The organism is Corynebacterium phocae (genome assembly GCF_008693075.1).
In the GTDB taxonomy this organism is placed as follows: domain Bacteria; phylum Actinomycetota; class Actinomycetes; order Mycobacteriales; family Mycobacteriaceae; genus Corynebacterium; species Corynebacterium phocae.
On the sequence record NZ_VXKJ01000040.1, the window covers coordinates 1 to 23,548 of the forward strand.

The 23,548-nt window shown below is 55.3% G+C and carries 14 protein-coding genes, 1 tRNA gene and 1 pseudogene; 10 read left to right on the forward strand and 6 right to left on the reverse strand.

Annotation, left to right across the window (positions count from 1 at the left end; translation table 11 throughout):
• The first annotated feature begins 234 nt into the window (after window positions 1-234).
• A complete protein-coding gene (locus F4V58_RS06245; RefSeq protein ID WP_075734307.1) occupies window positions 235-657 on the forward strand; it encodes a hypothetical protein in 423 nt (140 codons plus the stop codon).
• Window positions 658-951: 294 nt separating this feature from the next.
• Here F4V58_RS06245 and F4V58_RS06250 read toward each other — a convergent pair whose 3' ends face one another.
• The 5 genes from F4V58_RS06250 to F4V58_RS06270 all read right to left on the reverse strand — a co-directional run bounded on the left by F4V58_RS06250 (window position 952) and on the right by F4V58_RS06270 (window position 5,838).
• Complete coding sequence (locus F4V58_RS06250) at window positions 952-1,512, reverse strand: NADPH-dependent FMN reductase (RefSeq protein WP_075734309.1); 561 nt, start codon at window positions 1,510-1,512, stop codon at window positions 952-954.
• Window positions 1,513-1,589: 77 nt separating this feature from the next.
• Window positions 1,590-2,603: a class 1b ribonucleoside-diphosphate reductase subunit beta gene (gene nrdF / locus F4V58_RS06255; protein ID WP_075734311.1), complete on the reverse strand. Its 1,014-nt coding sequence runs from the start codon at window positions 2,601-2,603 to the stop codon at window positions 1,590-1,592.
• Between the two features lie 87 nt (window positions 2,604-2,690).
• Entirely contained in the window at window positions 2,691-4,856 is a 2,166-nt protein-coding gene (gene nrdE / locus F4V58_RS06260; RefSeq protein WP_084559708.1) for a class 1b ribonucleoside-diphosphate reductase subunit alpha, read from the reverse strand.
• A gap of 14 nt (window positions 4,857-4,870) precedes the next feature.
• Window positions 4,871-5,341: a class Ib ribonucleoside-diphosphate reductase assembly flavoprotein NrdI gene (nrdI, locus tag F4V58_RS06265; protein WP_075734313.1), complete on the reverse strand. Its 471-nt coding sequence runs from the start codon at window positions 5,339-5,341 to the stop codon at window positions 4,871-4,873.
• Window positions 5,342-5,765: 424 nt separating this feature from the next.
• Window positions 5,766-5,838 (reverse strand) — tRNA-Glu (locus F4V58_RS06270).
• A gap of 641 nt (window positions 5,839-6,479) precedes the next feature.
• Here F4V58_RS06270 and F4V58_RS06275 point away from each other — a divergent pair.
• The 8 genes from F4V58_RS06275 to F4V58_RS06310 all read left to right on the forward strand — a co-directional run bounded on the left by F4V58_RS06275 (window position 6,480) and on the right by F4V58_RS06310 (window position 20,962).
• On the forward strand, window positions 6,480-11,459 hold the full coding sequence (locus F4V58_RS06275; protein ID WP_075734317.1) for a DEAD/DEAH box helicase: 4,980 nt from the start codon (window positions 6,480-6,482) through the stop codon (window positions 11,457-11,459).
• 687 nt (window positions 11,460-12,146) lie between these two features.
• Window positions 12,147-13,079, forward strand: coding sequence for a hypothetical protein (locus F4V58_RS06280; protein ID WP_150385727.1), 933 nt, complete (start codon window positions 12,147-12,149; stop codon window positions 13,077-13,079).
• A gap of 406 nt (window positions 13,080-13,485) precedes the next feature.
• A complete protein-coding gene (locus F4V58_RS06285) occupies window positions 13,486-13,815 on the forward strand; it encodes a DUF3024 domain-containing protein (RefSeq protein WP_075734321.1) in 330 nt (109 codons plus the stop codon).
• A 640-nt stretch (window positions 13,816-14,455) separates the two neighbouring features.
• Window positions 14,456-15,181: a hypothetical protein gene (locus tag F4V58_RS06290; RefSeq protein WP_075734323.1), complete on the forward strand. Its 726-nt coding sequence runs from the start codon at window positions 14,456-14,458 to the stop codon at window positions 15,179-15,181.
• Between the two features lie 314 nt (window positions 15,182-15,495).
• The gene (locus F4V58_RS06295; RefSeq protein ID WP_075734325.1) at window positions 15,496-16,659 is read left to right on the forward strand and encodes an ImmA/IrrE family metallo-endopeptidase; all 1,164 of its coding nucleotides are present in this window, start codon (window positions 15,496-15,498) and stop codon (window positions 16,657-16,659) included.
• Window positions 16,659-17,159: a DUF4411 family protein gene (locus F4V58_RS06300; protein WP_084559709.1), complete on the forward strand. Its 501-nt coding sequence runs from the start codon at window positions 16,659-16,661 to the stop codon at window positions 17,157-17,159. The genes F4V58_RS06295 and F4V58_RS06300 overlap by 1 nt, the downstream gene beginning before the upstream one ends.
• Before the next feature lie 384 nt (window positions 17,160-17,543).
• Window positions 17,544-19,169 (forward strand): ATP-binding cassette domain-containing protein, encoded by a 1,626-nt coding sequence (locus tag F4V58_RS06305; RefSeq protein ID WP_245802955.1) that lies wholly within the window; start codon window positions 17,544-17,546, stop codon window positions 19,167-19,169.
• Entirely contained in the window at window positions 19,166-20,962 is a 1,797-nt protein-coding gene (locus tag F4V58_RS06310; protein WP_075734331.1) for an ABC transporter ATP-binding protein, read from the forward strand. Before F4V58_RS06305 ends, F4V58_RS06310 begins: the two co-directional genes overlap by 4 nt.
• A 1,784-nt stretch (window positions 20,963-22,746) precedes the next feature.
• Here the strand turns inward: F4V58_RS06310 and F4V58_RS06315 are convergent.
• The gene (locus F4V58_RS06315) at window positions 22,747-23,049 is read right to left on the reverse strand and encodes a hypothetical protein (RefSeq protein WP_075734335.1); all 303 of its coding nucleotides are present in this window, start codon (window positions 23,047-23,049) and stop codon (window positions 22,747-22,749) included.
• A 418-nt stretch (window positions 23,050-23,467) separates the two neighbouring features.
• Here F4V58_RS06315 and F4V58_RS13065 point away from each other — a divergent pair.
• Window positions 23,468-23,548: pseudogene (locus tag F4V58_RS13065) on the forward strand (helix-turn-helix domain-containing protein); the annotation flags it as partial.

Below are 23,548 nucleotides of genomic sequence, written 5' to 3' on the forward strand. Positions count from 1 at the left end.
ACTCAAATTCACCGGCCCCAGCTACCGCGTCGCACACGCCCTGATGAAATAACCCCCAACAACCACACCACAACGCCCCCTGGCACCTGCAACCACCACACCAACCGCAGAAGCCAACGGGGCGCTTAAACCTGCCCAACACCGACCACCCCAACCCCACAAACCCACCCAAATAAAAAAACATGCACGCGCCAAAACGGATCACTTTTCCGCGCCAAAACGGATCACTTCAGCTTGACAAAATACATTGGTCTGAATGTTCCGGTTCACGCGATGATCTTGAGCCAGGAAGACCCGATAAACCATGAGAAGAGAATCGATGCCATCCTCGAATTAGTGGACACTCGTCGGCAAACTATGACCAAGCTACTTACGGTAACCCTATCCCCAGAGTTCCTGGACTGGGAGGATGAGTCGAAATTGCGCGAGAGGGTGAAGAATGTTTACGCGAGAGTTTTGACCCACATGATAACCTTGGGCAACGAACGTGCCCATTCCACCGGACATACTATTAAGATATACGGAAGGAATAATTCCCTCAAGGCTATACTTGAGGAAGTTGTCAAAAATCAGAGTATGATCAAGTCTGATTCATCCCATAGTGAAGCTAAGATGGAGGGAAGGTTCTTAAATGTCACCTTCTCTCCCAAACAATAAGGAATTAGAAAATGCACACCTACCCAAGTGCTCTTGAAAATAGCATTAAGGAAATTATTTCCCCAGTCATTGACAAGATGAATCCAATCGAGTTTTGGATCCTATGCTCGAACCAAGATGATGAAGCCTTGACTCCCGAATTGATTCAAGCCTAACCACCAATTCCTTTCGCCAGATTTACCTTGGATTCGGATCTCAAATCGGTCTTCGAAACTCGAACTGGCACAAACACAAAGCCCCTCGCCAAACGCTCGAACAGCGTTGGCAAGGGGCTTCAATCTGCCGTTCAAAGGGCTACTGCTGCTTGTTCACCAGCTCAGTCAGCCGCGTGACATAGTCACGGACGAACTCGATGGTGCGCTCTGGCTCAATCTTGCCGTCTTCACCGATGAGGGTGTCGGACTGGCCCAGGAAGACCTCTGGTTGCGGCAGGGTCTGCATATCGAAGTAGCTCAGCGCCAGACGCAGGTTCTTCTGGGAGGAGTAACCGCCCATGCGGCCCACGGAGTGGGAGATGATGCCCACCGGCTTGTTCTTCCAGGCAACGTCGGAGTTCGGCTTGGATCCAATGTCCACGGCGTTTTTCAGGCACGCCGGAATTGTGCGGTTGTTCTCACTGGTGACAAACAGGATTCCGTCGCTGGCCTTGATGGTCTCACGGAAGTCGGTGTAGGCCTGTGGGGTGTCCACATCTTCGACGGTGGGGTCGTCGTACTCGAAGTTGTAGAGCGGCAGGTGACCGATTTCTACGATCTCTGCCTCCACGCCTTCTGGGAACAGCTCAATAGCGTGGTTAGCAATCTTGCGGGCAATGGAGGCGCGGCGGAGGCTACCTACAATTACGGAAATCTTCATTCAGTGCTCCTTAAAGCAGTTGGGGGAAATTGGGTTTATCCAGTTATAAGTTCTGGTTGGCGGTGTTGCGGGGAAGTTTAGAAATCCCAGTCATCGTCGTCGGTATCTACCGCTTTGCCAATGATGTAGGAGGAACCAGAGCCGGAGAAGAAGTCGTGGTTTTCTTCCGCACCTGGTGCCAGCGCCGCCAAGATTTCGGGGTTGACCTCTGTGGTTTCGGACGGGAACAAGGCCGGGTAGCCCAGGTTCATCAGTGCTTTGTTGGCGTTGTAGCGCACGAATACAGCTACGTCTTCCATGAGTCCCAGCGGCTCGTAGAGCTCCCCGGAGTACTCCAGCTCGAGATCATAGAGGTCTTGGGTGAGCTCGAAGGTGAACTCCTCCATCTCCTTGCGGCGCTCGGGCGTGGCGTGGTCCAGACCGCGCTGGTACTTGTAGCCGGAGTAGTAGCCGTGGACTGCCTTGTCACGCAGGATGAGGCGGATCATGTCGGCGGTGTTGGTCAGCCGGGCGTTGACGCTAAAGTGCAGCGGCAGGTAGAAGCCTGCGTAGAGCAGCAGGGAGGACAACAGGGTGGCCGCAACCTTGCGCTTGAGGGGGTCATCACCGTAGTAGTGCACGAGCACCCGCTTAGCGCGCTCTTGTAGGTGCGGGTTGTTGACGGCCCAGGCGTACGCGGAGTCAATCTGCGGCGTGGACGCCAGGGTGGAGAACACCGAGGAATAGCTGCGCGCGTGGACGGCCTGCATGAAGGCGATGTTGGTGTAGACGGCCTCTTCGTGCTCGGTGCGGGCGTCCTGGATCTGGCTGATCTCGCCGACCGTGGCCTGGACGGTGTCCAGGAGGGTCAGGCCGGTGAACACGCGCATGGTCAGCTCTTGTTCTTGGTCCGTGAGCTTGCGCCAGTCGTTGAGGTCGTTGGACAGCGGAACTTTCTCCGGCAGCCAGAAGTTTGCCGTCAGGCGGTTCCAGACCTCGAGGTCTTTATCGTCTTGAATACGGTTCCAGTTGATTGGGCGCAGTGGTTTATCAGCGTCTTTCCTAAAACCCGGAGGGGTTTGGGAGAAGTCCAGGATTTCTTGAAAGTTCATTTTCTTTCCTTCTGGTAGTTAATTTCTTGGCAAAATTAGGACTGCGCACGTGAGGTCTAAAACCTCACGTGCGGCGGAATGTAGCCTCTAGAGCTCGCAGGAAACGCAGCCTTCAACCTCAGTACCCATGAGGGCTGGTTGGCGGATGCGGACGTAGTAGAGGGTTTTGATTCCCTTGCGCCATGCGTAGATCTGGGCACGGTTAAGGTCGCGAGTGTTGGCCTTATCCGTGTAGAAAAGCGTCAAGGACAAGCCCTGGTCCACGTGCGGCGTGGCTGCGGCGTAGGTGTCAATGATCTTTTCAAAGCCAAGCTCGTAGGCGTCTTGGAAGTAGGGGGCACTCTCATCGTCTAGGTGGGGTGCGGCGTAGTAGACGCGTCCCAGCTTGCCTTCCTTGCGGATTTCAATCTGGGAAGCCACCGGGTGGATGGAGCTAGTTGAGTGATTTATGTAGGAAATAGAGCCGGTTGGGGGAACCGCCTGCAGGTAGGCGTTGTACATGCCGTACTCCATAACGTCCTTCTTGAGCTCTTCCCAATCCTCGCGGGTGGGAAGCTCATGGCCGGCAAAGACTTCACGGACCTTCGCGGTTTTTGGCTCAAGAGAACGGTTTAGGTAGTAGTCAAAGTACTCGCCGGAGGCGTAGCGGGATTTTTCAAACTCGGAGAAAGTCTCCCCGCGTTCTTTGGCAATGGCACACGAAGCCCGTACGGAATGGTAGGCCATGGTCATGAAGTAGATGTCGGTGAAGTCCAGGCCTTCCTCGCTGCCGTAGTAGATGTGCTGGCTGGCCAGGAAGCCGTGCAGGTTCATCTGCCCCAAACCAATGGCATGGGATTGGGCGTTGCCGTTGGCTACGGAAGGCGCGGCGTTGATGTTGGAGGAATCAGATACCGCGGTCAGGGCGCGCACGGCGGTTTCCACCGTGTTGCCCAGATCTGCTGCGGCCATGGCCTTGGCAATGTTGAGCGAGCCCAGGTTGCAGGAAATATCCTCACCTAGCTCGTCGTAAGAGCCGTCCTCGTTGAAGGTGGACGGGGTATTGCGCTGCAAGATTTCCGAGCACAGGTTGGACATGTTGATGTACCCGTCCAACTGGTGGGCGCGGTTTACGGTGTCTTCGAACAGGATGTAGGGGTATCCGGATTCGAACTGCAGCTCCGCGATGGTCTTGAAGAACGCGCGGGCGTTGATGGTGGTCTTGCGGATCTTCGGGTTGGCCACCAGCTCTTCGTAGTGCTCGGTGATGGAAATATCTGACATGGGCTTGCCGTATTCGCGCAAGATGTCGTACGGGCTAAATAGCTCCATGGGCTTGTTGTCACGCGCCAGCTCAAAGGTGATGTCCGGGATGACCACGCCGAGTGAGAGCGTCTTGATGCGGATTTTCTCATCAGCGTTTTCGCGCTTGGTGTCCAAGAACCGCAAAATGTCTGGGTGGTGAGCGCTCATGTAGACTGCGCCGGCACCCTGGCGTGCGCCCAGCTGGTTGGCGTAGGAGAAGATGTCTTCGAAGATCTTCATCACCGGAACCACGCCGGAGGCCTGGTTTTCAATGTGCTTAATTGGCGCACCCAGCTCGCGCAGGTTGGTCAAAAGGGTGGCCACGCCACCGCCGCGCTTAGACAGCTGCAGGGCGTTGCTGGCCGCCTGGGCGATGGACTCTAGGTTGTCTTCCACGCGCTGGAGGAAGCAAGAGACAAACTCACCACGCTGGGCCTTGGAGCCGTTGAGGAAGGTGGGGGTGGCTGGCTGGAAACGCCCGGCCAGCATTTCCTCGGTGTAGCGTCGCGCCCATTCTGGCTTGCCCTCCCCTAGCGCCAGCGCGGTGGCTACCACGCGGTCGGGGAAGGACTCTAGGTATTCCTTGCCGTCAAAGGTCTTCAGGGCGTAGGAGGTGTAGAACTTCATGGCTCCCACGAAGCTTTCAAACTTGTGCCCGTAGCCGTGGGCAAAGTCGTAGAGTTCGCGGAGGAACTCCTCTGAGTAGGCCCGGATGACCTTTTCTTCGTAGTAGTTATTCTCGATCAACCAGTCAAGGCGTTCCAAGGGGTCCGCGAAGTGCTTAAACTTCGGGTTTATCTCATCCTCAAGGTATGCCGCAATGGCTTCCTGGTCCTTTTCCAGCTGCAGCTTTCCGTCTGCGGAATAGAGGTTAAGCTGCGCGTTAAGGGAGTGGTAGCGCTTGCGTTCGCCAATACCTGGCGCCTTCGGCGCTGCGTCTTGCGCCGTGGTGGTGTGAGCGTCGCTCATGTGGAGAACTTCCTTTAGTTGTGGTCTTTAGATTGGGTGTCACTGGGATGGCCAGTGAACAGGTCTGATTCGAAGAATTTCAAGAGCCCCTCGCGAACTACCTCGACATCGCGTGACGTGCCTAGGAGCTCGAATTGGTAGAGCTCGGGCACCCCGCACTTGCGGGCAATCATGGGCCCAGCGGAGCAGTAGGCTTCACCGAAGTTCGTGTTGCCGGATGGGATGACTCCGCGTAGCAAGGCACGATTTTCGGGGACGTTTAAAAACCCCCGCACCTGCGGTGGAATGGCGGCTTTGGGGTTGCCTCCTCCATAGGTGGGAACGATGAGAACGTAGGGCGAGTTGACGTAGAGCATGCCTTCCTTCCGTGGCCGGAGGGGAATGCGCGCGGCTTCTATGCCCAGTTTTTCAACGAAGCGTCGGGTGTTTTCACTAATGGATGAAAAATAAACAAGGTGAGGAGTATCAGCTCCTTGTGCGGATATTTTTCTTCACTCCTTTCTGGGGTTCGCAGATGGTCTTTTTGCGGTAGCTAATTGGCGAAAATTAGGGAAAATTGCTGCGCAACCTTGGCAGCTACTAACCCGAAAAAGGGCAAGTCAGGCCACTAGAATTGCAAATGTTCAATGAGTTGAACAAATAATTTCAACCGTGTGACTTATGCGAGCCTACACTTGTCAGGAAACCTCGGCAATTGAAGTCCCCCACTCCGCTTAATTCCGGGGCCCAACCCCTCTAGAATTGCCCCCTCCACCTGCACCAAATACCGGTCTGCGATCTTCTTCACCATCCCCCCGAAAATGGCCGGTGTCAGTCCCTCCGCAGACCTCCAACACCACCCCGACAAAGAAGGCCGGCAGAAAAACCTAAAAAGACCTCCCGATATATTCGGAAGGTCTTTTAATTTTGTACCCCGTACGGGATTCGAACCCGTGTTACCGGCGTGAGAGGCCAGCGTCCTAGGCCACTAGACGAACGGGGCTTTGAACAAGTCTGCAGCCGATTACTCGGCGCGGACTCAATAAGAGTAAACCAGGTCTATCTAAAACTACAAATTGCACCAAGGCCTCTATTGCACTCTCATTATTCCCGCGAAAGCCGGCTGCGAATGTTTCATTTCCGCAAAGACCGCAACCTCTCCCACCCAAAACCCCGCAACCTCTCCTCCCCAAGAAATCGGCTCGGGATAGCAGCACCCCCGCCCTAAATCCCGGCTTGCGGCTGAGTCCCAAAGCAATTGCAGCCGAGGTAGCATCACCAGGATGGCATCTGCACGGGAGACGCTGACTCCATCCGTTCCTTGTTCCAGTAGCTAGTGTCAACCTCCGTCACCTGAGTTGATGTGGTGGTATTGCGGTCCGGAGCATTGTGCTGGGTATTTCCAACAGTAAGAACAGTAACCAGCACAAGCAAACCTGCCAGCGCAGCGAACCCCAAATAAATCCTTGATTTGGTCATACGGCCACTCTAGCCCTCCACAGCCGGTCAACGGCAGCAGTCAGGGATGCTGGTCTTGCTCGTAAGCACAAAATTCCGGCGAAAAGCGGATACTTTAGCAATGTCCTGAAAGCAGTTTAGTGATCCACCTTTTATTAGCTCCTCCTTTCTGGCAGAATATCTTTTATGTCTACCCTTAATGATGTCCTGGAAGAGCTTAACAAGATCCCTGATAACGTTACGCGTGGTTTCAAGTTTGAGGACTTGATGGCCAGGTATTTTAAGCTCCATCCGGTGCTTTCTGCACAGTATGATGAGGTCTTCCGGTGGAAGGATTGGCGCTATAACGGCGGCCGGGTAGACACTGGTATTGACCTGGTGGCCCGTGACCGGGAATCTGGTGAGTGGACGGCTGTTCAGTGCAAGTTCTATAACGTCAAACACCGCCTGGCTAAGTCTGACATTGATTCTTTCTTCACCGAATCTGGTAAGACCTTCCAAACCGAGGATGGCCGCAAGTCCTTTAGCAACCGGATTATCATTGCTACGTCGGATTGGTCTAAAAACGCTGAAGCTGCCTTGGACGCGCAGTCCATCCCAGTGCAACGTATCGGTATTGCCGATATTGCCGATGCCCCCATTGATTGGGACATCGTTTACCCTTCCGCGGATCAGTCCTTTGAGGTTGACCTTAATGTGCGCAAGCCGTTTAGCCCGCGTCCGCACCAGCGCCAGGCTATTGACGCGGTGATGCAGGGCTTTACTACCCATGATCGCGGCAAGTTGATCATGGCCTGTGGCACGGGTAAGACGTTCACGGCGTTGCGTTTGGCGGAGGAGGTTGCCCGCAACAACGGTGGGCGCGCCAAAATCCTTTTCGCTGTTCCTTCAATTTCTCTGCTGGGGCAAACTTTGCGCGAGTGGGCGCAGCACACCGAGGAGGGCTTGCGTCCTTTTGCGGTGTGTTCGGATAAGAAGGTCTCCAAGGAAGTAGAGGACATTAAGGCCTATGACTTGGACATCCCGGTAACTACCAATGGTAAGAAGTTGGCGGAGAAACTTGCTTCTGGTGGCAAGCGTTTTAAGGGCTTGCAGGTCGTGTTTACTACTTATCAGTCCATGGAGGTCATCCACGCCGCGCAGGAAGCTGGCGCTGATGACTTTGACCTCGTTATCTGCGATGAGGCCCACCGCACCACGGGTGTGACCTTGGCTGGTGAAACTCCGTCTGCTTTTACCCGGGTGCATGATGAGAAGTTCATCAGGGCCGCCAAGCGGTTGTACATGACCGCCACCCCACGGTTGTTCGACGACGCCCTCAAAGACAAAGCCGCCGAGCATTCCGCAGAAATCTCCTCGATGGATGATGAAGCCATCTACGGCCCTGAGTTCCACCGTCTGGGCTTTGGTGAGGCCGTGGATAAGGGCTTGTTGACTGACTACAAGGTGTTGGTCCTAGCCGTTGATGAGGGCGCTGCGGCTAAGACGTTGCAGCAGTCTGTGGCCAATGATGACGGTGAGCTGACCTTGGATGATGCCACGAAGATCATTGGTTGTTGGAACGGCCTGGCTAAACGCTCTGGTGAGTTCCAGGGCACCCAGGAGGGCTTTGCTGCTGGTGATGCCCCTATGAAGCGCGCGGTGGCCTTTGCCAAGGACATCAAATCCTCCAAGCAGGTCGCTATGTCTTTCCCAAACATTGCAGCGCTGTTTGCTGATTCCATTGCGGATAAGGCTGAGGAAGATGACTCCATTTCCACCCTGAACCTGGATTTGCGGGTGGAGGCCCAGCACGTGGATGGCACCATGAACGCGCCCACCCGCACGGAGAAACTCCGGTGGCTGAAAGACCCCACCATTGATTCCCAGACCACGCGTATTCTCACCAACGCCCGTTGCCTTTCCGAGGGCGTGGATGTTCCCGCCTTGGACTCTGTCATCTTCTTAAATCCCCGCAATAGCGTGGTGGACGTGGTCCAGTCCGTGGGCCGCGTGATGCGCAAGTCCCCTGGCAAGGAATATGGCTACATCATCTTGCCCATCGGCATCCCGGCGGGCACCTCCCCGGAGGTTGCCCTGGCGGATAACAAACGCTTTAAGGTTGTCTGGCAGGTACTTAACGCCCTTCGCGCCCACGATGACCGCTTTAACGCCATGGTCAACTCCACCGCGCTCAACAGCAAGACTGGCAAGGCAAGCACGGAGGTAGCAAATGGCACCGATGCCCCCGGTGGGTCCCTCCAGGACAAAGTCACCGTTGACGTCATTGGCGCAGATGGCCTAAGCCCCACCGCTGATGATAACCGGGAGATGGCAACCCAGCTGACCTTATTCAGCCTCGAGGAGTGGCAAGAAGCGCTCTACACCCGCATTGTCACCAAGGTGGGAACCCGTACCTACTGGGAGGATTGGGCCAATGACGTAGCAGACATCACCCAGGTCCATATTGAGCGTATTGGTGCTATTTTGGACGCTGCTGATGATGAGCTTCTCCGGGAGTTCGACGCCTTCGTTGAGGGTCTGCGCGGTAACCTTAATGACTCCATTACCCGCGATGACGCTATCAGTATGCTCTCCCAGCACTTGATTACCGCACCGGTATTCAACGCGTTGTTTTCTGAGCATGACTTTGCCAAGCACAACGCGGTCTCCCGCGTCATGCAGCGCATGGTGGACGCCCTGGAAGACCAGAAGCTCAGCACTGAGCTTGACCAGTTGGAAGGCTTCTACCGCAGCGTGGAAGTCCGTGCTAGTGCCGTGAACTCCGCTGACGGTAAGCAGCAGGTGGTCAAAGACCTGTACGAGCGTTTCTTCCAAAAGGCGTTTAAGAAGCAATCCGAATCCCTGGGCATTGTCTACACCCCGGTGGAAATCGTGGACTTTATCCTGCGTGCGGCTAATGACGCCATGGTCAAGCACTTCGGCCGCAGCCTGTCTGATGAAGGCGTACACATCCTTGATCCATTTACCGGCACGGGCACGTTCATGGTGCGACTGCTGGAAACCGGGCTCATCAAACCTGAGGATCTTGCGCGTAAGTACGCCAACGAGCTGCACGCCACGGAGATCATGCTGCTGGCCTACTACGTCGCTGCGGTCAACATCGAGGCCACCTACAACGCACTCCAGCTTGAACGCGCCCAACACGAAGGCCAGGAAACACCGGACTACGTCCCGTTTGAGGGCATAGCTCTGGCCGATACCTTCCAAACCAGCGAAGAAGACGACACCCTAGATCTGGACATCTTCGCAGAAAACAACGACAAGATTGAACGGCAGAAGCAAGCCCCCATCCAAGTAATCGTAGGTAACCCTCCGTACTCGGCTGGCCAGAAAGACGCCAACGACAATAACCAAAACCTTAAGTACCCCACACTCGATGGCCGAATCGAAGAAACTTACGCGGCGCTTTCAACGGGTGCTCGGAAATCTCAGCTTTATGACTCTTATTTGAGAGCTTTCCGCTGGGCCACTGACCGCATCCAAGACCAAGGAATCCTCGCGTTCGTCTCCAACGGCGGCTGGCTAGACGGCAACACCGCCGCCGGCGTGCGCCTATCATTCCAGCAAGACTTCACCGACATCTACATCTACAACCTCCGCGGCAACGCCAGGACCGCAGGTGCCTTACGCCAGGCCGAGGGAGGCAACGTATTTAGCGACAATATCCGCACAACTGTCGCTGTGATGATTGGAATCAAGGATCCAGGCAAGCAGGGATGCACCATCCACTACCGCGATATCGGTGACCACCTAAAGTCGAAGGAAAAACTGGACATCGTCGACCACTCCACCCTCGACAACATCGACTGGGAAACCATCACACCAAACAAACACGGCGACTGGCTCAACCAACGTAGTGAAGAATTCGGAACCTGGCCTGTAATCGGTGACAAGAAGAAAGCTACCTCCACACGTATCTTCTCGAATTATTCTCTTGGCCTAGCCACCAACCGCGACGCATTCTGCTACAATTCAAATCCTCGTACAGTCAAAGACAACGTGACCGGAATGATCGATTTCTACGAGCAGGAGTGCCAGCGCATAGGAAGACTGCTGGAACGGGGCACCCCCGAAAAAGAGGCACTTGAAACTCTGAAGTACGATTCCACGAAGTTCAAGTGGGACTACATAAATAAGAAACAGGTTACACGCAGTGTCCTAATCATCGAACGAAGCAGTGGTTATCGATGCTCAATGTACAGGCCATTCTTTCCGCAATTCGTCTACTTTGACCCTAAGAATCAACTCAACAACCGTACGTATCAGCTGCCCACGATGTTCCCGACTCTGAAGCACAACAACATTGGCTTTATCGTGACAGGCACTGGAACAACTCAGCCTTTCTCTGCGCTCGGATCTAAACTAATCCCCAACCTGGATACCTTGAGTCACGGTCAATTCTTCTCACGTTTTACCTGGGAAAAGTCTGAAGCTGCGGAAGGCGAGTTGTTTGGCTCTGCGGTGTCCACCGGGCTGGGTGAGGCCAGCCGTTACGGCCAGGTTGGTGAGGAAGTTGATGGCTACGTGCGTGTGGACAACATCACTGATGAGATTAAGGGCATCTACCGTGAGGCGCTGGGGACTGATATCTCTGGTGATGACATCTTCCACTTTGTGTACGGAAAGCTCCACGACCCAAACTACCGTGAGCAGTATGAGGCTGATTTGAAGAAGATGCTGCCACATATAGAGACGCCGTCCTCGCGGGATGAGTTTGATAAGTTCGCGGTTGCTGGTGAGCAGCTCATGGACCTGCACGTAGGTTATGAGGACGTGGAGCCGTGGCCGCTGGATATCCGGGTTAAGTCCACTGCTGATGAGTCTGACAGGGAAACCTGGGGGGTAAAGAAGATGAGGTGGGCTAAGAAGACCTCCCCGGAGACCGGCAAGAAGGTCAATGACACGACCACGCTGATCTACAACCCGAAGGTCACCATCACTGACATCCCGGAGGAAGCCGAAGGCTACATGCTGGGTTCGCGTTCCGCGCTGGCGTGGATCATTGACCGTTATCAGGTGAAGAAGGACAAGGCCTCTGGAATAGTCAACGACCCCAACGACTGGGCAGACGAGGTGGGCAACCCACGCTACATCGTGGACCTAATCGGCAAGGTCACGCGCGTGGCGATGGAAACCAACCGGATAGTCTCCGGCCTTCGCTAAACCCCTCTCCCGGGGTCACGGATTTCTGTGGCCCCGGTTGGTTCAGCTGGCGAGGTTTGACTATTAGCTAACCAGAGGTTGGACGCCCCCGGCCAGATACGCACCGACATGCCCGCCGGAGTCCGCGCCGTGGTGCACACCAGCCTGCTGGGACGTCTCTGTAAACAGCACCTCCGCGTTCTAGGCAGAACAATGACCCCAGGGAAACCGATGTTTCTCGACATCAGTTCTATCGCGGGATACAGATACACCACGCTAGCGGACGCAACCGCTCGTTGCGAACGAAAATCCCCACTCCAATCTTCCTACAGTCCGGTGTCCTCAAAAGTTACCTTCAGAGGTCTCAACTTCGAATCGATGCCTACATAGCTTGATGGAATCCCTCGGTGGTTTCTCGAAATTCACCCGCGGCAGAAGACTACTATGAAGATCGTGGGTATTGGGACGACTGGTGGCAACGCCAACGCCAGGGCGCTGGATTTCCGACCCTAACTTGGACTTACCCGCGGCAAGGATACCTGGAGGTTTTAGTAAATGGATTCCAATAATCTTGGGGAGCGCGGACGGAGGACTCTTCCCGATCCGCTGGAATTTTTGGAAAGTCTTGACGAGTCAGAGAAGCTTCCACCCCATTTCACTATCTCCGACATAGTTCGCGAAAATCGTGCCTTTCATCAGCGGACCCACATGCCTGAAGCTGTTGAAACTTCCTCCGGTAGCCTGAGACTTTCCGGCTCCGGGGTATCAGGGCATACCATCCCGTTGAGTACCGCAGGTTCGATCTTACAAACATTTCAAACGCTAATCACCTCACTCGGTGCTTCCTTGGAAGGCAAAAAGACTGCGCGCGGGAAACTACCGGATTCCTTGGTCCAGTCCACTCGTCTAGCCTTAAGCGCATCACCCCAACCGGGTTCCGTGGTGTTGAGTTTCTCACCCGCTGAAGCTGAGGATGGTGCCCTTTTGAAAGACTCCGCCGCTGAGGACCTGATCCACCGCACTTTTAAAGAGCTAGGTGACCTCCTAGAAATGGACGAGGTCACAGGTGAGGCACAGACTGAAACCTCAGACATGCAGAAGGAAAAGTTCGCCGAACGCATCTACAATCTTGGCCCCCGCGTAGCTAGGGCCATGACAGACTTTGCCAGGGATTTAGCCACCAACAACGTAGACATGGGGTTGAGCTGGAGCCATACCGACCACCGACCGACATACGTTGGGCTAACAGCAGAGCGATTCACTCGGGTGCAGGAGGCTCTCGAAGATATTCGCGTCCGCAGTTCCGTCACCGGCATCCGGGCCGTGATTCAGAAGATTTCCACAGTGCCTACGGATCAGCTAGAACTGCGCCTAGAGGAGCAGATTAAGAGCAATAAAGACCTGGAAGATCTCCCCACCGTAGTTACGGTGAGTGTGCCGGACGACGTCGCAGACATCACTGCGTTCCGTGTGCGCGATGAGGTAGCTTTTATTGCCATAGTGGACTCCACCGCGTTTCCAGGGCGAACGCCAAAACTAAGCGTGGAAGCCTACGAAATCCTAGAGCCGGGCTCCTTCCAATGCCTCACGCCGGAATTCCTTGACAAGGTCGAGGAACATCTCGAAAATCAACAAGCGTAAATCCTCCGGGAGGCGTGGCCAATGTGGTGATATATTGCTGCCACCAGCCACGCGGATGCTCTCACCATTGAGGTAGCTATTGTCCATGATTGGTAGAATATGAGGCTTTCATCGGCTCTTGACCTTGAATGGCGTTTGAGGAGGCTAAAGTGAGCTAATTGGACCGATCCGGAGGACGGCAAGAGGGCCAAAGGGTGGGCAGACGAGGTGAGCCACCCCGCGCTACAATGTGGACCTGATTGACAAGGTCACGCGCGTGTCAATGGAAACCTCTCCTTACGGCCCTATTGGAGGTATTGCGACGCTATCAGTTTTTATGTGCAGCGTGCGTACTTGATTGGCGCTGGGTGTACAAGCGTCACTGGCGCTTGACACCCAACTATCGCCGCCCGGTATTATCGAGGGCATGACAATTCCAGAACTCGATCTCGCCCGCATCCAACGCTGGTGCGACGCCCGTGTCCCTGAACACCTGTGGGATAAAATCAAGGTTGAGGGGGATGTTGCTGCCCGCCACGTCACCATCGTTGAAGTTCGCCCACCCTGGAATGGCAAAGGCGACCACACCCGCTCGCCCATCGCACGGCTGCGCTACACCAAGAAAACTGGATTGTGGAGCCTGTATTGGCGTGACAGAAACCAAAAATTTCATGCCTACGACATTGAGCCGACGCCCACCGTCCAGGTTCTTCTTGACCATATTGCGTCTAGCGGTGACCCGATATTCTTTGGCTAAGCCCCTTACTCGAGCCGGTCTGCACCGACCCCCCTACGAAGGAAGCGGAGCGACTAGCTCACCGCAACCAGATTAACCCTTAAAATTGAACCATCCTAATGGATCATTTTTCGCGCCAATCTGGATCACTTCTAGGAGGCCATATACATCGCAGGGCTTTGATCCAATGACTTCTTCAACCTCGGCGTCGATGCATTCTCGGACAGCTGCTTGGAACAGCAGCCGGAAAATATCGGTAGCAGAATCTGGATCGTTCTTGATTGCCGAAATTACCAAAGGTAGCGCTTCATTGGTGTTGGATCATCGTAGCGAGTCCCTTCATTTCTTGGAGGAAATTAAACCGAGTCTTACGGTGGATCCCTTAACGTTTCACGCCAAAAATCTACCAAACTTTTAAGTATTCTACGGGGCACTACCCGTAGAATATCCTCCCTACCTGCTATTATGCGCAGAGGTCGAGCTTAATCGGCACCGGGGGCACCAATTTCCGTGACGTTCGATACGGGGGCAGCACACTATCATTAGAAACTGGAGTTATCACGATCACAGGGGATCTCCACTCCACAACTGGATAATAAGAGTACAGTTAGAACATAGTCTATCGAAAGGATCTTCCGTGAGATTTCTATCTTCTCTCATAATGTCCAGTGCAATTGTCGGCTCACTAGCCGTCATACCAACGGCATCTGCAATAACTGTTACTCAGCTATCCCCGGATTCTGGTATTTCAGGTGAATGTCGCATTTCCTATACCGACGCGGACATCGCTGCTCTGGAAGAAACCCGGAGGCTCTTGGACTGGCACCCCGACGAAGCCACCGGGCCGGGAGGCAAGAAGATCTTCGATAATCGTCCTCAGACAATCGATCGCGCATTAGCAGGATTAGGCAGCGTGGTCTGGCAGCGGATGGCGCTGGAGTTGAACGAAGACTTAATCGGCTATTTCTTCGAAGGTCCGGATGAAGTCGCCGAATACCAGAAAACAAAGGCTAAGTTCTTAGCTGCAAGGAATACCCTCGCACACCCTGACGACCACACCCGCGATGAGCTGGTAGAAGCTGCCACGACTTATTATACCCACAGGGGTTACTCTCAGACCCTCCTGAGGGCGTGGGAGGCTTGCAGCGAGGGTGAGAACTTTGACAAGGATATCCCTTCTATCAACGAGTTGATTCGCGAGATCCCCGGGTCCCGTCCCTTTGTAGTTCCGCAGGAAGATCCCGGGACTACCGTTGGCATAGTCCTCGGAGTGCTTGGTGGAATTGCGGCTCTGGCACTTCTTGCCATCCCCGTCTTGGTAAACATAGTCCCTGGCCTAGCCACTATGTTCCCGCCATTAGCTGCTATTCCCTCCTTTTCTTCCTAGACCAGGCCCCGCCTCTAGCTCTCTGGAATTCCCGTCTCCTGGGCGGTTTGCAGAGCGTTATTGCGCTTTAGCTGACTGTGTAGGACCGCAACGACAAATTTAGTGCGCTCACGCTAAGTGATGACGCACCCGCCCCTAACCGACAATGACCGGGTAGGGACGGATTGTTGTGCCCGTAAGAGGTTAGCGGTCCTCCCCCACTCCACTGCCAGTCCCGGGGCGTAAAACAGCCCTTTGCCCGTACACGCTGACCGTGTCACTGGAAAAGTGATAAAGTCCGAGAAACGCATAGATAGAAATCAGGAGGTGCTGGAATGGACGGGATCGCCGTCAGCGCCCCGCTGTTGACCTGGGTCCAGCACCGTAGTGGCCGTAGTGAGCAAGAAATCCGAAACCAGTTTGGCGGTTGGGAGGATTGGTTAAAGACTGAGCGCATTCCAAGCCTCAAAGAGCTAGAGAAGCTGGCCACTTTCACACGCGTGCCATTCGGCTACTTCTTCCTGCCTGAACCCCCAGTGGAGGAACTACCGATCCCAGACTTCCGCTCCAGGAATACTGCTAACGATTACGAACTTGGTGCCAGCTCCGAACTGCTAGACACCATCTACATCAGCCAACGCCGTCAGGCATGGTACGAAGACTACCTTCAGGACTTAAACGGTTACACACCTTTGCCCTTTGTTGGCAGTGCCGGTGATTTATCTGTGGAAGAAACCGCTAGAACCATCACTGCAGCTCTCAACTACGAAGTTAATACCAGAGCTAAATTGAGCAACAGTGACGCCGTGCGCCACTACCTTACGGATCAGTTTGAGAAGCTCGGTGGTCTGGTCATGATCAATTCCATGGTTGGTAACAACACCCAAAGACCTTTGAATCTCAAGGAGTTCCGTGGCTTCAGCCTCCACTCCGCTACCGCACCTCTAGTCTTCATTAATGCCCAAGACACCAAGAATGGACAGATATTTTCTCTACTTCATGAGTTCGCTCACATCTGGAGAGGCGAGTCCGGTGTCAGCCAAGGCGGCGAACCACTACGGTCCCGGGACTCCGATAGCGAGCGCTGGTGCGACTCCGTAGCGGCAGAAATTGCAGTCCCAGCCACTGACGTTAAACGCACGTTTAATCCCAAAGATGACCTCACAGGCGAGCTCGAACGGCTCGCAAGACGCTACAAGTGCTCCACGCTGGTGGTTCTTCTCCGACTTCGCGACTGCGCGTTGCTCTCCGAAGATGGATTCTGGGAACGCTACGACCACGAAGCGAAGCGCCTACTGCGGCTCATGGCTAGTACGTCTAAAGCAGGCGGAGGAGATTTTTACAACAGCCAGCCATTCCGAATCGGCAGGAAACTCAGTCATGCGATCATCCGGGACACCCAAGCTGGTAGAACGTCTATGACCGAAGCGCTGCGTCTGCTTCAGTTCGGTCGGATTTCCATGTTCGATGCTTATACAGAAAGACTTGGGAATACGTGATGTACCTGCTAGACACGAACGTATTTATCGAAGCATCGCGTCTCTATTATCATCCGGATATCGCCCCATACTTCTGGCAATGGCTGCGCGAACAACACGAGGCTGGCAACGTAGGGTCTATTGAAGCTGTTAAAAAGGAGATTGACGGTGGCGGCAAGAAGAAGCTCGAACCTCTAAGCCTTTGGGCAGCCCAACTCCCTAAGTCTTTCTGGGCAGCACCAGATGTTTCGACGGTGCAGTCCTTCAGGACTCTCACTGATTGGGTCCAGCACCCGGACCGTCAATATCGTGACGACGCTCGCCGCGAATTCCTAGCCATTGCCGACTTCTGGATTGTGGCTCAAGCTCATGGCACAGGCCAAACCGTGGTTACACGCGAATTAGCCGCGCCCGATTCCAAAAAGCGTGTCCTCATCCCGGATGCCTGCAACGGTATTGGGGTAAGTTTCCAAGAACCGTTTTCCATGTACCGGAAACTCGGACTGAATTTCCGTTGTTAACCCCAGACTTACGAAGACCTTTCTTTTTGGGTGGGCAAATAGGGTTAAGGAGCAACGTGCGTCTGCTTCGGCGCTGAAGTACCCCCGGGTTTAAGCGCGGCGTGCGAACTTGAATGACGTTGGGTGCCCGGGATTCGCTGGCACGCAACAGGTCCTGCTTGACCATGTTTAGCGACGATCCGATCTTCTTTGACTGACCAATTTGTCAACCCGTGCGGAACCGACTCCCCCAAACGTACCAACGTCCCTAGCACACAGCAGCCGGACCAACCGTTAGAACCGAGCTCACAAGATGGCTCAATTTCCGCGCCGCTTTGGTCCGCTTAAAGATGACCATAAAGACTTGCTATCAAACCCGGCTTAGCGGCGCTACAATTGCAAGCTATGACTGCGCACAAAAGTTCACTCGGTGAACCACAAACAAGTGAGACTTCGCGTACCTACCACCGCATGCGCACCTGGTCCTGGTATCTACCTGAAAAGGCACCTGCTGGTGAAGACCAGCTGATTGATTCCATTGATTGGTCCAGGAAACACCGAGCCGCATTAGCGCTGATGTTCAACCAGCGCGACGCGGTGTGGCGCATGATGGCGTGTTTGCTGATTGTCACGCCTCTGGGCGCGGTGACCTCCGCCATCGTGGCCAAGGGCACTGAAACGGTGTTCGCGCAGCCCGGCTGGTTCAATTGGCTGTGGCCAGTGGCCGCAGTCATTGCCATCTTCTGGTTTAGCTACATCTTGGAGGCCACCGGGCACGCGCTCACCCAGTTGAGCCAGGCACGCACTACACACAGCCTGCGGCTTTCACTGTTGGACAAGCTCCTTGGCACCCGGACCAAGGGGCTTAGCCCCGGCCAGCTGCTCAACACCATGGATGAGGACAGCGACACCATTGGCCAGATGAAGTTCATCCTCAACTTTCCCGTGTTCATGCTGGGATATTTGATTGGCTCCATCGCAGTCCTAGCTCCGCAGGCACCTCTGGTGGCGGCCGGATTGTTTGCCGGCGCGGTGGCCACCGTGGGCGTGTCCTGGCTTACCGCCAAACCGCTCACCGGCGTAGCCGAGGCCCGGAGGAGGGCCGATAACACCGCACTAACACTTGCCACCGACTACGCCGAGGGCAACCGCGTCATCAAAGGCTTAGGCGCCAACGAGCTAGTGCTATCGCGCTTTGATAGCGCAGCTGACACCGCGCTAGAAGCCATGATCCAAGAAACCCGACTCACCGCAATCTTCGCGTGGCTGCGCCAACTAGTACCGGCGGCATTTGCCATTGCGCTAGTGCTTTACGCCGCCCGGGAAACCGTAGAAGGCCGCATGGCCTCCGGCACCATGATGACAGTAGCCATGCTGGTTCCCCCTTCCCTCAACGTCCTGGGCATCTCCTTGGGCTTTTTGACTGAGACGTATGCGCGCGGGGTGGCATCGGTGGCGAGGATTGCTCAGTTGATTGAAGCCTTGCCGCAGTCTGCTACCGAAGAACCTGGGGCCGGCCCAGCTGACCCTGGCGCGGGGCTAACGGTATGGCAGCCGCGCACGCCGGAAGGGCGCGCGGAAGTAAACCGCCGGATAGCCGAGCTAGACCAACGCGGGGCCCTGTGCCCACCGCACAAAGTCTCCGTATTCGAAGGCACGCTGCTGGAGAACCTAGACCCCGAGGGCACCGCAGGAAGCGAGCGGGTGGCGGAGGCAATCCACGCCGCAGCGTGCGAGGACATTGTCCGCCGGCTAAGCCCCACCGGCGAACTTTTTCCCCTGCCAGAGACCAAAATTGGCGAAGCCGGGCTGGACCTATCCGGCGGGCAACGCCAACGCGTAGCGCTAGCCAGGGCGCTGGCCGCAGACCCGGAAGTACTGGTGCTAGATGAACCCACCACCGGACTAGATTCACTAACCCAAGCCACCGTGGCCGCGCGCGTGGCTAAGTTACGCCAAGGCCGCCGCACCATAGTGGTGAGCTTCTCCCCCACCTGGGCCGCAACCGCTGATGAGGTGATCCAACTATGAGCGCTGTAAGAAATGCTGACGCACTAGCCCCTGCAACTATGCGCCGCAGCGTGGCCTTCCTGCGCGGATTACCGGCCGCGCCCACGCGGGCGAAAGTAATTGGCTGGGTGGCGCTTATCATTCTGGCCGTAGTTTCCATGAACCTAAGCGCTTTGCTGCTAGGACGCATGGTGGACCTGGCCAACGGCACACCCGTGGCCGTGTTGGGATCAGGGCGTGGCGCACTAGTGGCGGCGCTAAGCATAGTGGCTATCACCATGCTCATTGAGGCCACCGTGCGCGTGATGACCTCCTTTGCGCTGAGCTACTCCGTGCGCAAGCAGGCGGTGTCACTGCGTAAAGCAGCATTAGAGGCCGTGCTCCGGGCACCCGTACCCGACGTGATGGCGCTGGGAACCGGCAACGTACTGACCCGGCTATCCAAAGACATCAACACCACCGTCAACACGCTATCCAAGATTGGCGGACGGCTGGCCATTACACTGCTGGTGCTGCCCGTGACCGCGCTAACAGTAGGGCTAATACACCCCCTATACCTACTGTTGTTCCTGGTAGTAGGGATAATCATGTACCCGTGGGTGCGCACGATTGTCCACGACATTCCCGTGCTCACCAACGTGGTCTCCTCCGTGGAGGCCTCCCGCAACAACGTATTGGTAGACACCATCCGGGCGCTAGAAACGCTGCACCAGTTCTCCTGGACCGGATGGGCCAAACACCGCATGGAAGCGCACTCCTGGGAGACTGTGCAGGCTTGGGGCGACAGAACGCCGCTTTTCACCCGCATTTTGGGCCAAGGCTACCTGGCCTTTAGCCTACTGTTGCTGGGCTCTTTTTCCATGGGCGTGCCCATGGTGCACTACGGGCTAGTAACCCCCGGTGAAGCCGCCGCAGCGGTGCTGCTGATGATGCGGCTAGAAATCCACGTCTTCAACGTGCTCAGCTTTTCCGGGGAAATCCAGCACGCCGCAACCGCCCTGGGGCGCGCAGTAGCCCTGGCCGCCATGTCCGCTCCCCGCGAGGGTGAGATCCCGCCCGCCCTGGACCGCGCACCCGCCGTGCAGTTTGAAAACTTAAGCTACTCCTACCCCGGCGGCGGCGCGGTAATATCCGATCTGTCTCTAACATTGGAAGCGGGAACCACCACCGCACTAGTGGGAACCTCCGGCGCCGGTAAGTCCACCCTTGCCGCCACCATGGCGGGCCTGCAATACCCAACTAGCGGGCGCATACTAGTAGGTGGCGTGGATATAGCAACGGTGCCCAACACCTGGGTCACCCAACACGTGGCGCTAGTAACGCAAGAAGTCCACCTGTTCTCCGGCACGCTGCGCGACGATCTGCTACTTGCCGCCCCCGGTGCCTCCGACGATTCCCTACTGGCCGCACTAGCAGCCGTAGGGCTCACCCCTTCCAGCGTCTCCTGGCAGCGCTGGCTGCCACGTGGACTAGACACCCTCATTGGCTCCGGCAACGAGGAAGTAGGCCCGGATGTAGCCCAGCAAATTTCCCTGGCCCGCATGGTCCTGCGCCAACCACCCGTCCTAGTCATGGACGAAGCCACCTCCGAGGCCGGCAGCGAACACGCCCAAGTACTAGAAGAAGCCGCCCGCGCCGTCACCGCCGGGCGCACCTCACTAGTAGTAGCCCACCGGCTGGACCAAGCCCGCGACGCCGATAGGATCATAGTCATGGAAGCCGGACGGATAGTAGAAGACGGCAATCATAACTCTTTGGTGGCCCTAGACGGACGCTATGCCAAGGCGTACAAGCAGTGGGAGCAGGGCAGCTAGCTAGCGCAAAAACGCGAAGTGGAGGTGCCCCACCAGGGCACCCCAGACAAACCAAACCTGGATCACTGCTCGGGTAACTGCCAAGCCTGCACGAAGAAAGTACCGGTCAGTAGAGCCTGCACAACGGCAGGTAACCTCTGTCAAGCGACATCTAAAACGTTCCAGTCAGCGACATGAAATTGTTCCGGAGTTTGGGGGTTGTTGGTGGTGTGGGTCATGTGATGGGGCCTCACATTTTGCCGGCTTTCGCTTGTTTGAATCGAACCGACACGCCTTGGGTTGTGATTGTGTGGGTGTGTACATTCGTTGGTTAACCAGGGAGGTTACTAAGCTGGTGGGGAGTAATTTGTCAAAGTCTCCTGGGGGAAGTTGGATGTTAGTGCGAGTGATGCGCGCTTGTACCGCGCTTCTACGCCCCAGTAGAAGGCTTCTCCAACAGTCCCACACGAACCAACCCTGGAACGTCTTTCCTGTCGCTAGCTGTAAACCCTAACGTGTCGCCCAACAAGCTCCGGGGTGGTTTATGGTGAGCATGTTGGTTAGTTTCTTCATGGATGTCTCGGAGAGGTAGCGCCGGCTGTCGTCGTATTGCCTATGTAGCACGGCGAATGGAAAGTGTGAAAACGGCGATCGGAAAGTGGCTAGGTGGGGATAGGGTTCTTGCCGATTGTTGCACAGTTGGTCGGTCTTTGCCAGGCCCTGCGGCGGTGCCTTTAACTGATTCGGCCCGAAGACGGTTCTTGCTCCGTTCTACTTGCCGTACACGCGTGACTGGAGAAGCGTCGTTAAAAGGATAGACAAAGCTGCAGGTAGCGGTAGAGCGCGGGACTGGCTGGCGTAGCTCAAGAAGAGGGTTAGAAAGGCAGCTTATCTACGAATTGGCCGTTTAGGCCTTGGGGTAGATTGACCTGGTTTGTCACGGCGGTTCCGATGATTGCTGCGAGGATTTCAGCGATTCCGAGACCCACTAGAACCTCGTCTAAGTAGCCGTCCCTATGCAGGGTCTGCGCACTGCCGGGAAGCTGGTTTTCCCCTATGGGAGAATTGTGGAGCCGATCCCCGTTGGTCCGTGAGATATGGGGCCTGACGTTTGGTACTTGGGCCTGGGCTTTTACTGGACTACCTACCGCTAGCGTGGTCGCCATCACTAGAGAAGTTATTGCCTTTTTGACTTGCGTATTCGTGCCTCCTAATTTTTATTTGTTCTATCTTGTCAACGCCCGTCAAACTTTGGGCTTCTCTCCATGCACAGTAAACCCCCTCATATGCTGGCGGTTTACGGACCGGCACTGCCGCCGAAGTTCGTTCGAACAAAGACTTTCAGGTTCTTCCCCTCGTTCACCCGCACTCCAAGGGTAGATGAGATGGATGGTGGGGGCTGGCCTTGAGTCAACGTGAAAACCCACTGCAATCCTGTCTACGAGAATCTAGGTACCCAATTCTGCCACTGACATAGCCGCCACTAGGAAGAAGGTCGCACCCCGTCCCAGCCTATTAGGTCCGTGGTGTTCTTCGTAGCACCAGCGGAGAAGAACGCCACGGGTGGGTCAAGCGCCGCAGGCGCGCATCAAAGCAAAAAGACCGACGAAGGAGGGCTTTTAACTTTCGGGCCCGTACCGTACAACCGGCACTACGGCAACACGGCGATACGGCTACAGTGTATTTTCGTCTTGGTCCTTGGAAGGGTTGGGATTACTGGTTGGTTCAGATTGGGCCCGATTGTTCTGCTCACGTTGCATTTGGAGATCGAACCTCTCCTGTGGGGTCATTTCCGTTCTAGTCGTTTAGTAAGCGTCTTCTTCCCGGTTCCTAAGCACGCGGATCGGGTCGTTGATGTATTCTTCCAGCATTTCTTCTTCCGCCCGCTGGAGTGCCTGGCTATGGCAGCGACCAGTAACTTCGCCAGGTTGAACTTCGTTGGCTTCTGGGTGCTGCTCATGCCACTGATTGATGAACAAGCCATAGTAGTAGTCGGTGCGTTCATCTACGGCTTCGTAGATTTCCTCGTACTTGGCTTCGATGGATTCATCATCTGTAGGGAGACCAAGGATGTGGTGTGCGTTTCGAATGGTAACTAGTGAGATCATTTTGTTTCCTCCTGGAATCGTATGAATTAATACTACCAGTACATTTGCGGTCAAATGAGACCAAGGAAGTCGCGAAGCGGCTTTCGCGGTAGCCCAACGAGCGAAGCGAGGCGGGAGTTTCGTTCTGGTTTTTATCAGCCGAGCGTCCGCCCAACCGTATTACCGTACAACCGGCAATGCTCCGAGCCGTAAGGCTGTTTAACTGGCTTTACTCCGGCTTTTCGATATAGCTGTCAAGCAGCGCGGTAACAATTTCGGTCATTGTCCGGTCCTCCTTTACTGCCTGATAATGCAGCCTTTTGTGTAAGTCGGCGGGAATTAGGAAAGTTAGTTTCTTCTGCCTTGCCCCCTAAACTTTCAAGGCTTCTTGTGTCCTGTTTAGTGACTTTTCGGACATGGTGGGGCCAATAATGTGGGAATGGCTATTCCACTTTCACTCCGCAAGAAGATTGCGGATTTTGACCCTGTCAGTGCCGGCATAACGGTTGAGCAGTTCTGC

Bases quoted from the DNA above. Each gene is read 5' to 3' on its own strand.
- F4V58_RS06250 (WP_075734309.1), bottom strand. From the start codon at position 1,512: ATGAAGATTTCCGTAATTGTAGGTAGCCTCCGCCGCGCCTCCATTGCC.
- nrdF (WP_075734311.1), bottom strand. From the start codon at position 2,603: ATGAACTTTCAAGAAATCCTGGACTTCTCCCAAACCCCTCCGGGTTTT.
- nrdE (WP_084559708.1), bottom strand. From the start codon at position 4,856: ATGAGCGACGCTCACACCACCACGGCGCAAGACGCAGCGCCGAAGGCG.
- F4V58_RS06275 (WP_075734317.1), top strand. From the start codon at position 6,480: ATGTCTACCCTTAATGATGTCCTGGAAGAGCTTAACAAGATCCCTGAT.
- F4V58_RS06280 (WP_150385727.1), top strand. From the start codon at position 12,147: ATGCCTGAAGCTGTTGAAACTTCCTCCGGTAGCCTGAGACTTTCCGGC.
- F4V58_RS06285 (WP_075734321.1), top strand. From the start codon at position 13,486: ATGACAATTCCAGAACTCGATCTCGCCCGCATCCAACGCTGGTGCGAC.
- F4V58_RS06290 (WP_075734323.1), top strand. From the start codon at position 14,456: ATGTCCAGTGCAATTGTCGGCTCACTAGCCGTCATACCAACGGCATCT.
- F4V58_RS06295 (WP_075734325.1), top strand. From the start codon at position 15,496: ATGGACGGGATCGCCGTCAGCGCCCCGCTGTTGACCTGGGTCCAGCAC.
- F4V58_RS06300 (WP_084559709.1), top strand. From the start codon at position 16,659: ATGTACCTGCTAGACACGAACGTATTTATCGAAGCATCGCGTCTCTAT.
- F4V58_RS06305 (WP_245802955.1), top strand. From the start codon at position 17,544: ATGACTGCGCACAAAAGTTCACTCGGTGAACCACAAACAAGTGAGACT.
- F4V58_RS06310 (WP_075734331.1), top strand. From the start codon at position 19,166: ATGAGCGCTGTAAGAAATGCTGACGCACTAGCCCCTGCAACTATGCGC.
- F4V58_RS06315 (WP_075734335.1), bottom strand. From the start codon at position 23,049: ATGATCTCACTAGTTACCATTCGAAACGCACACCACATCCTTGGTCTC.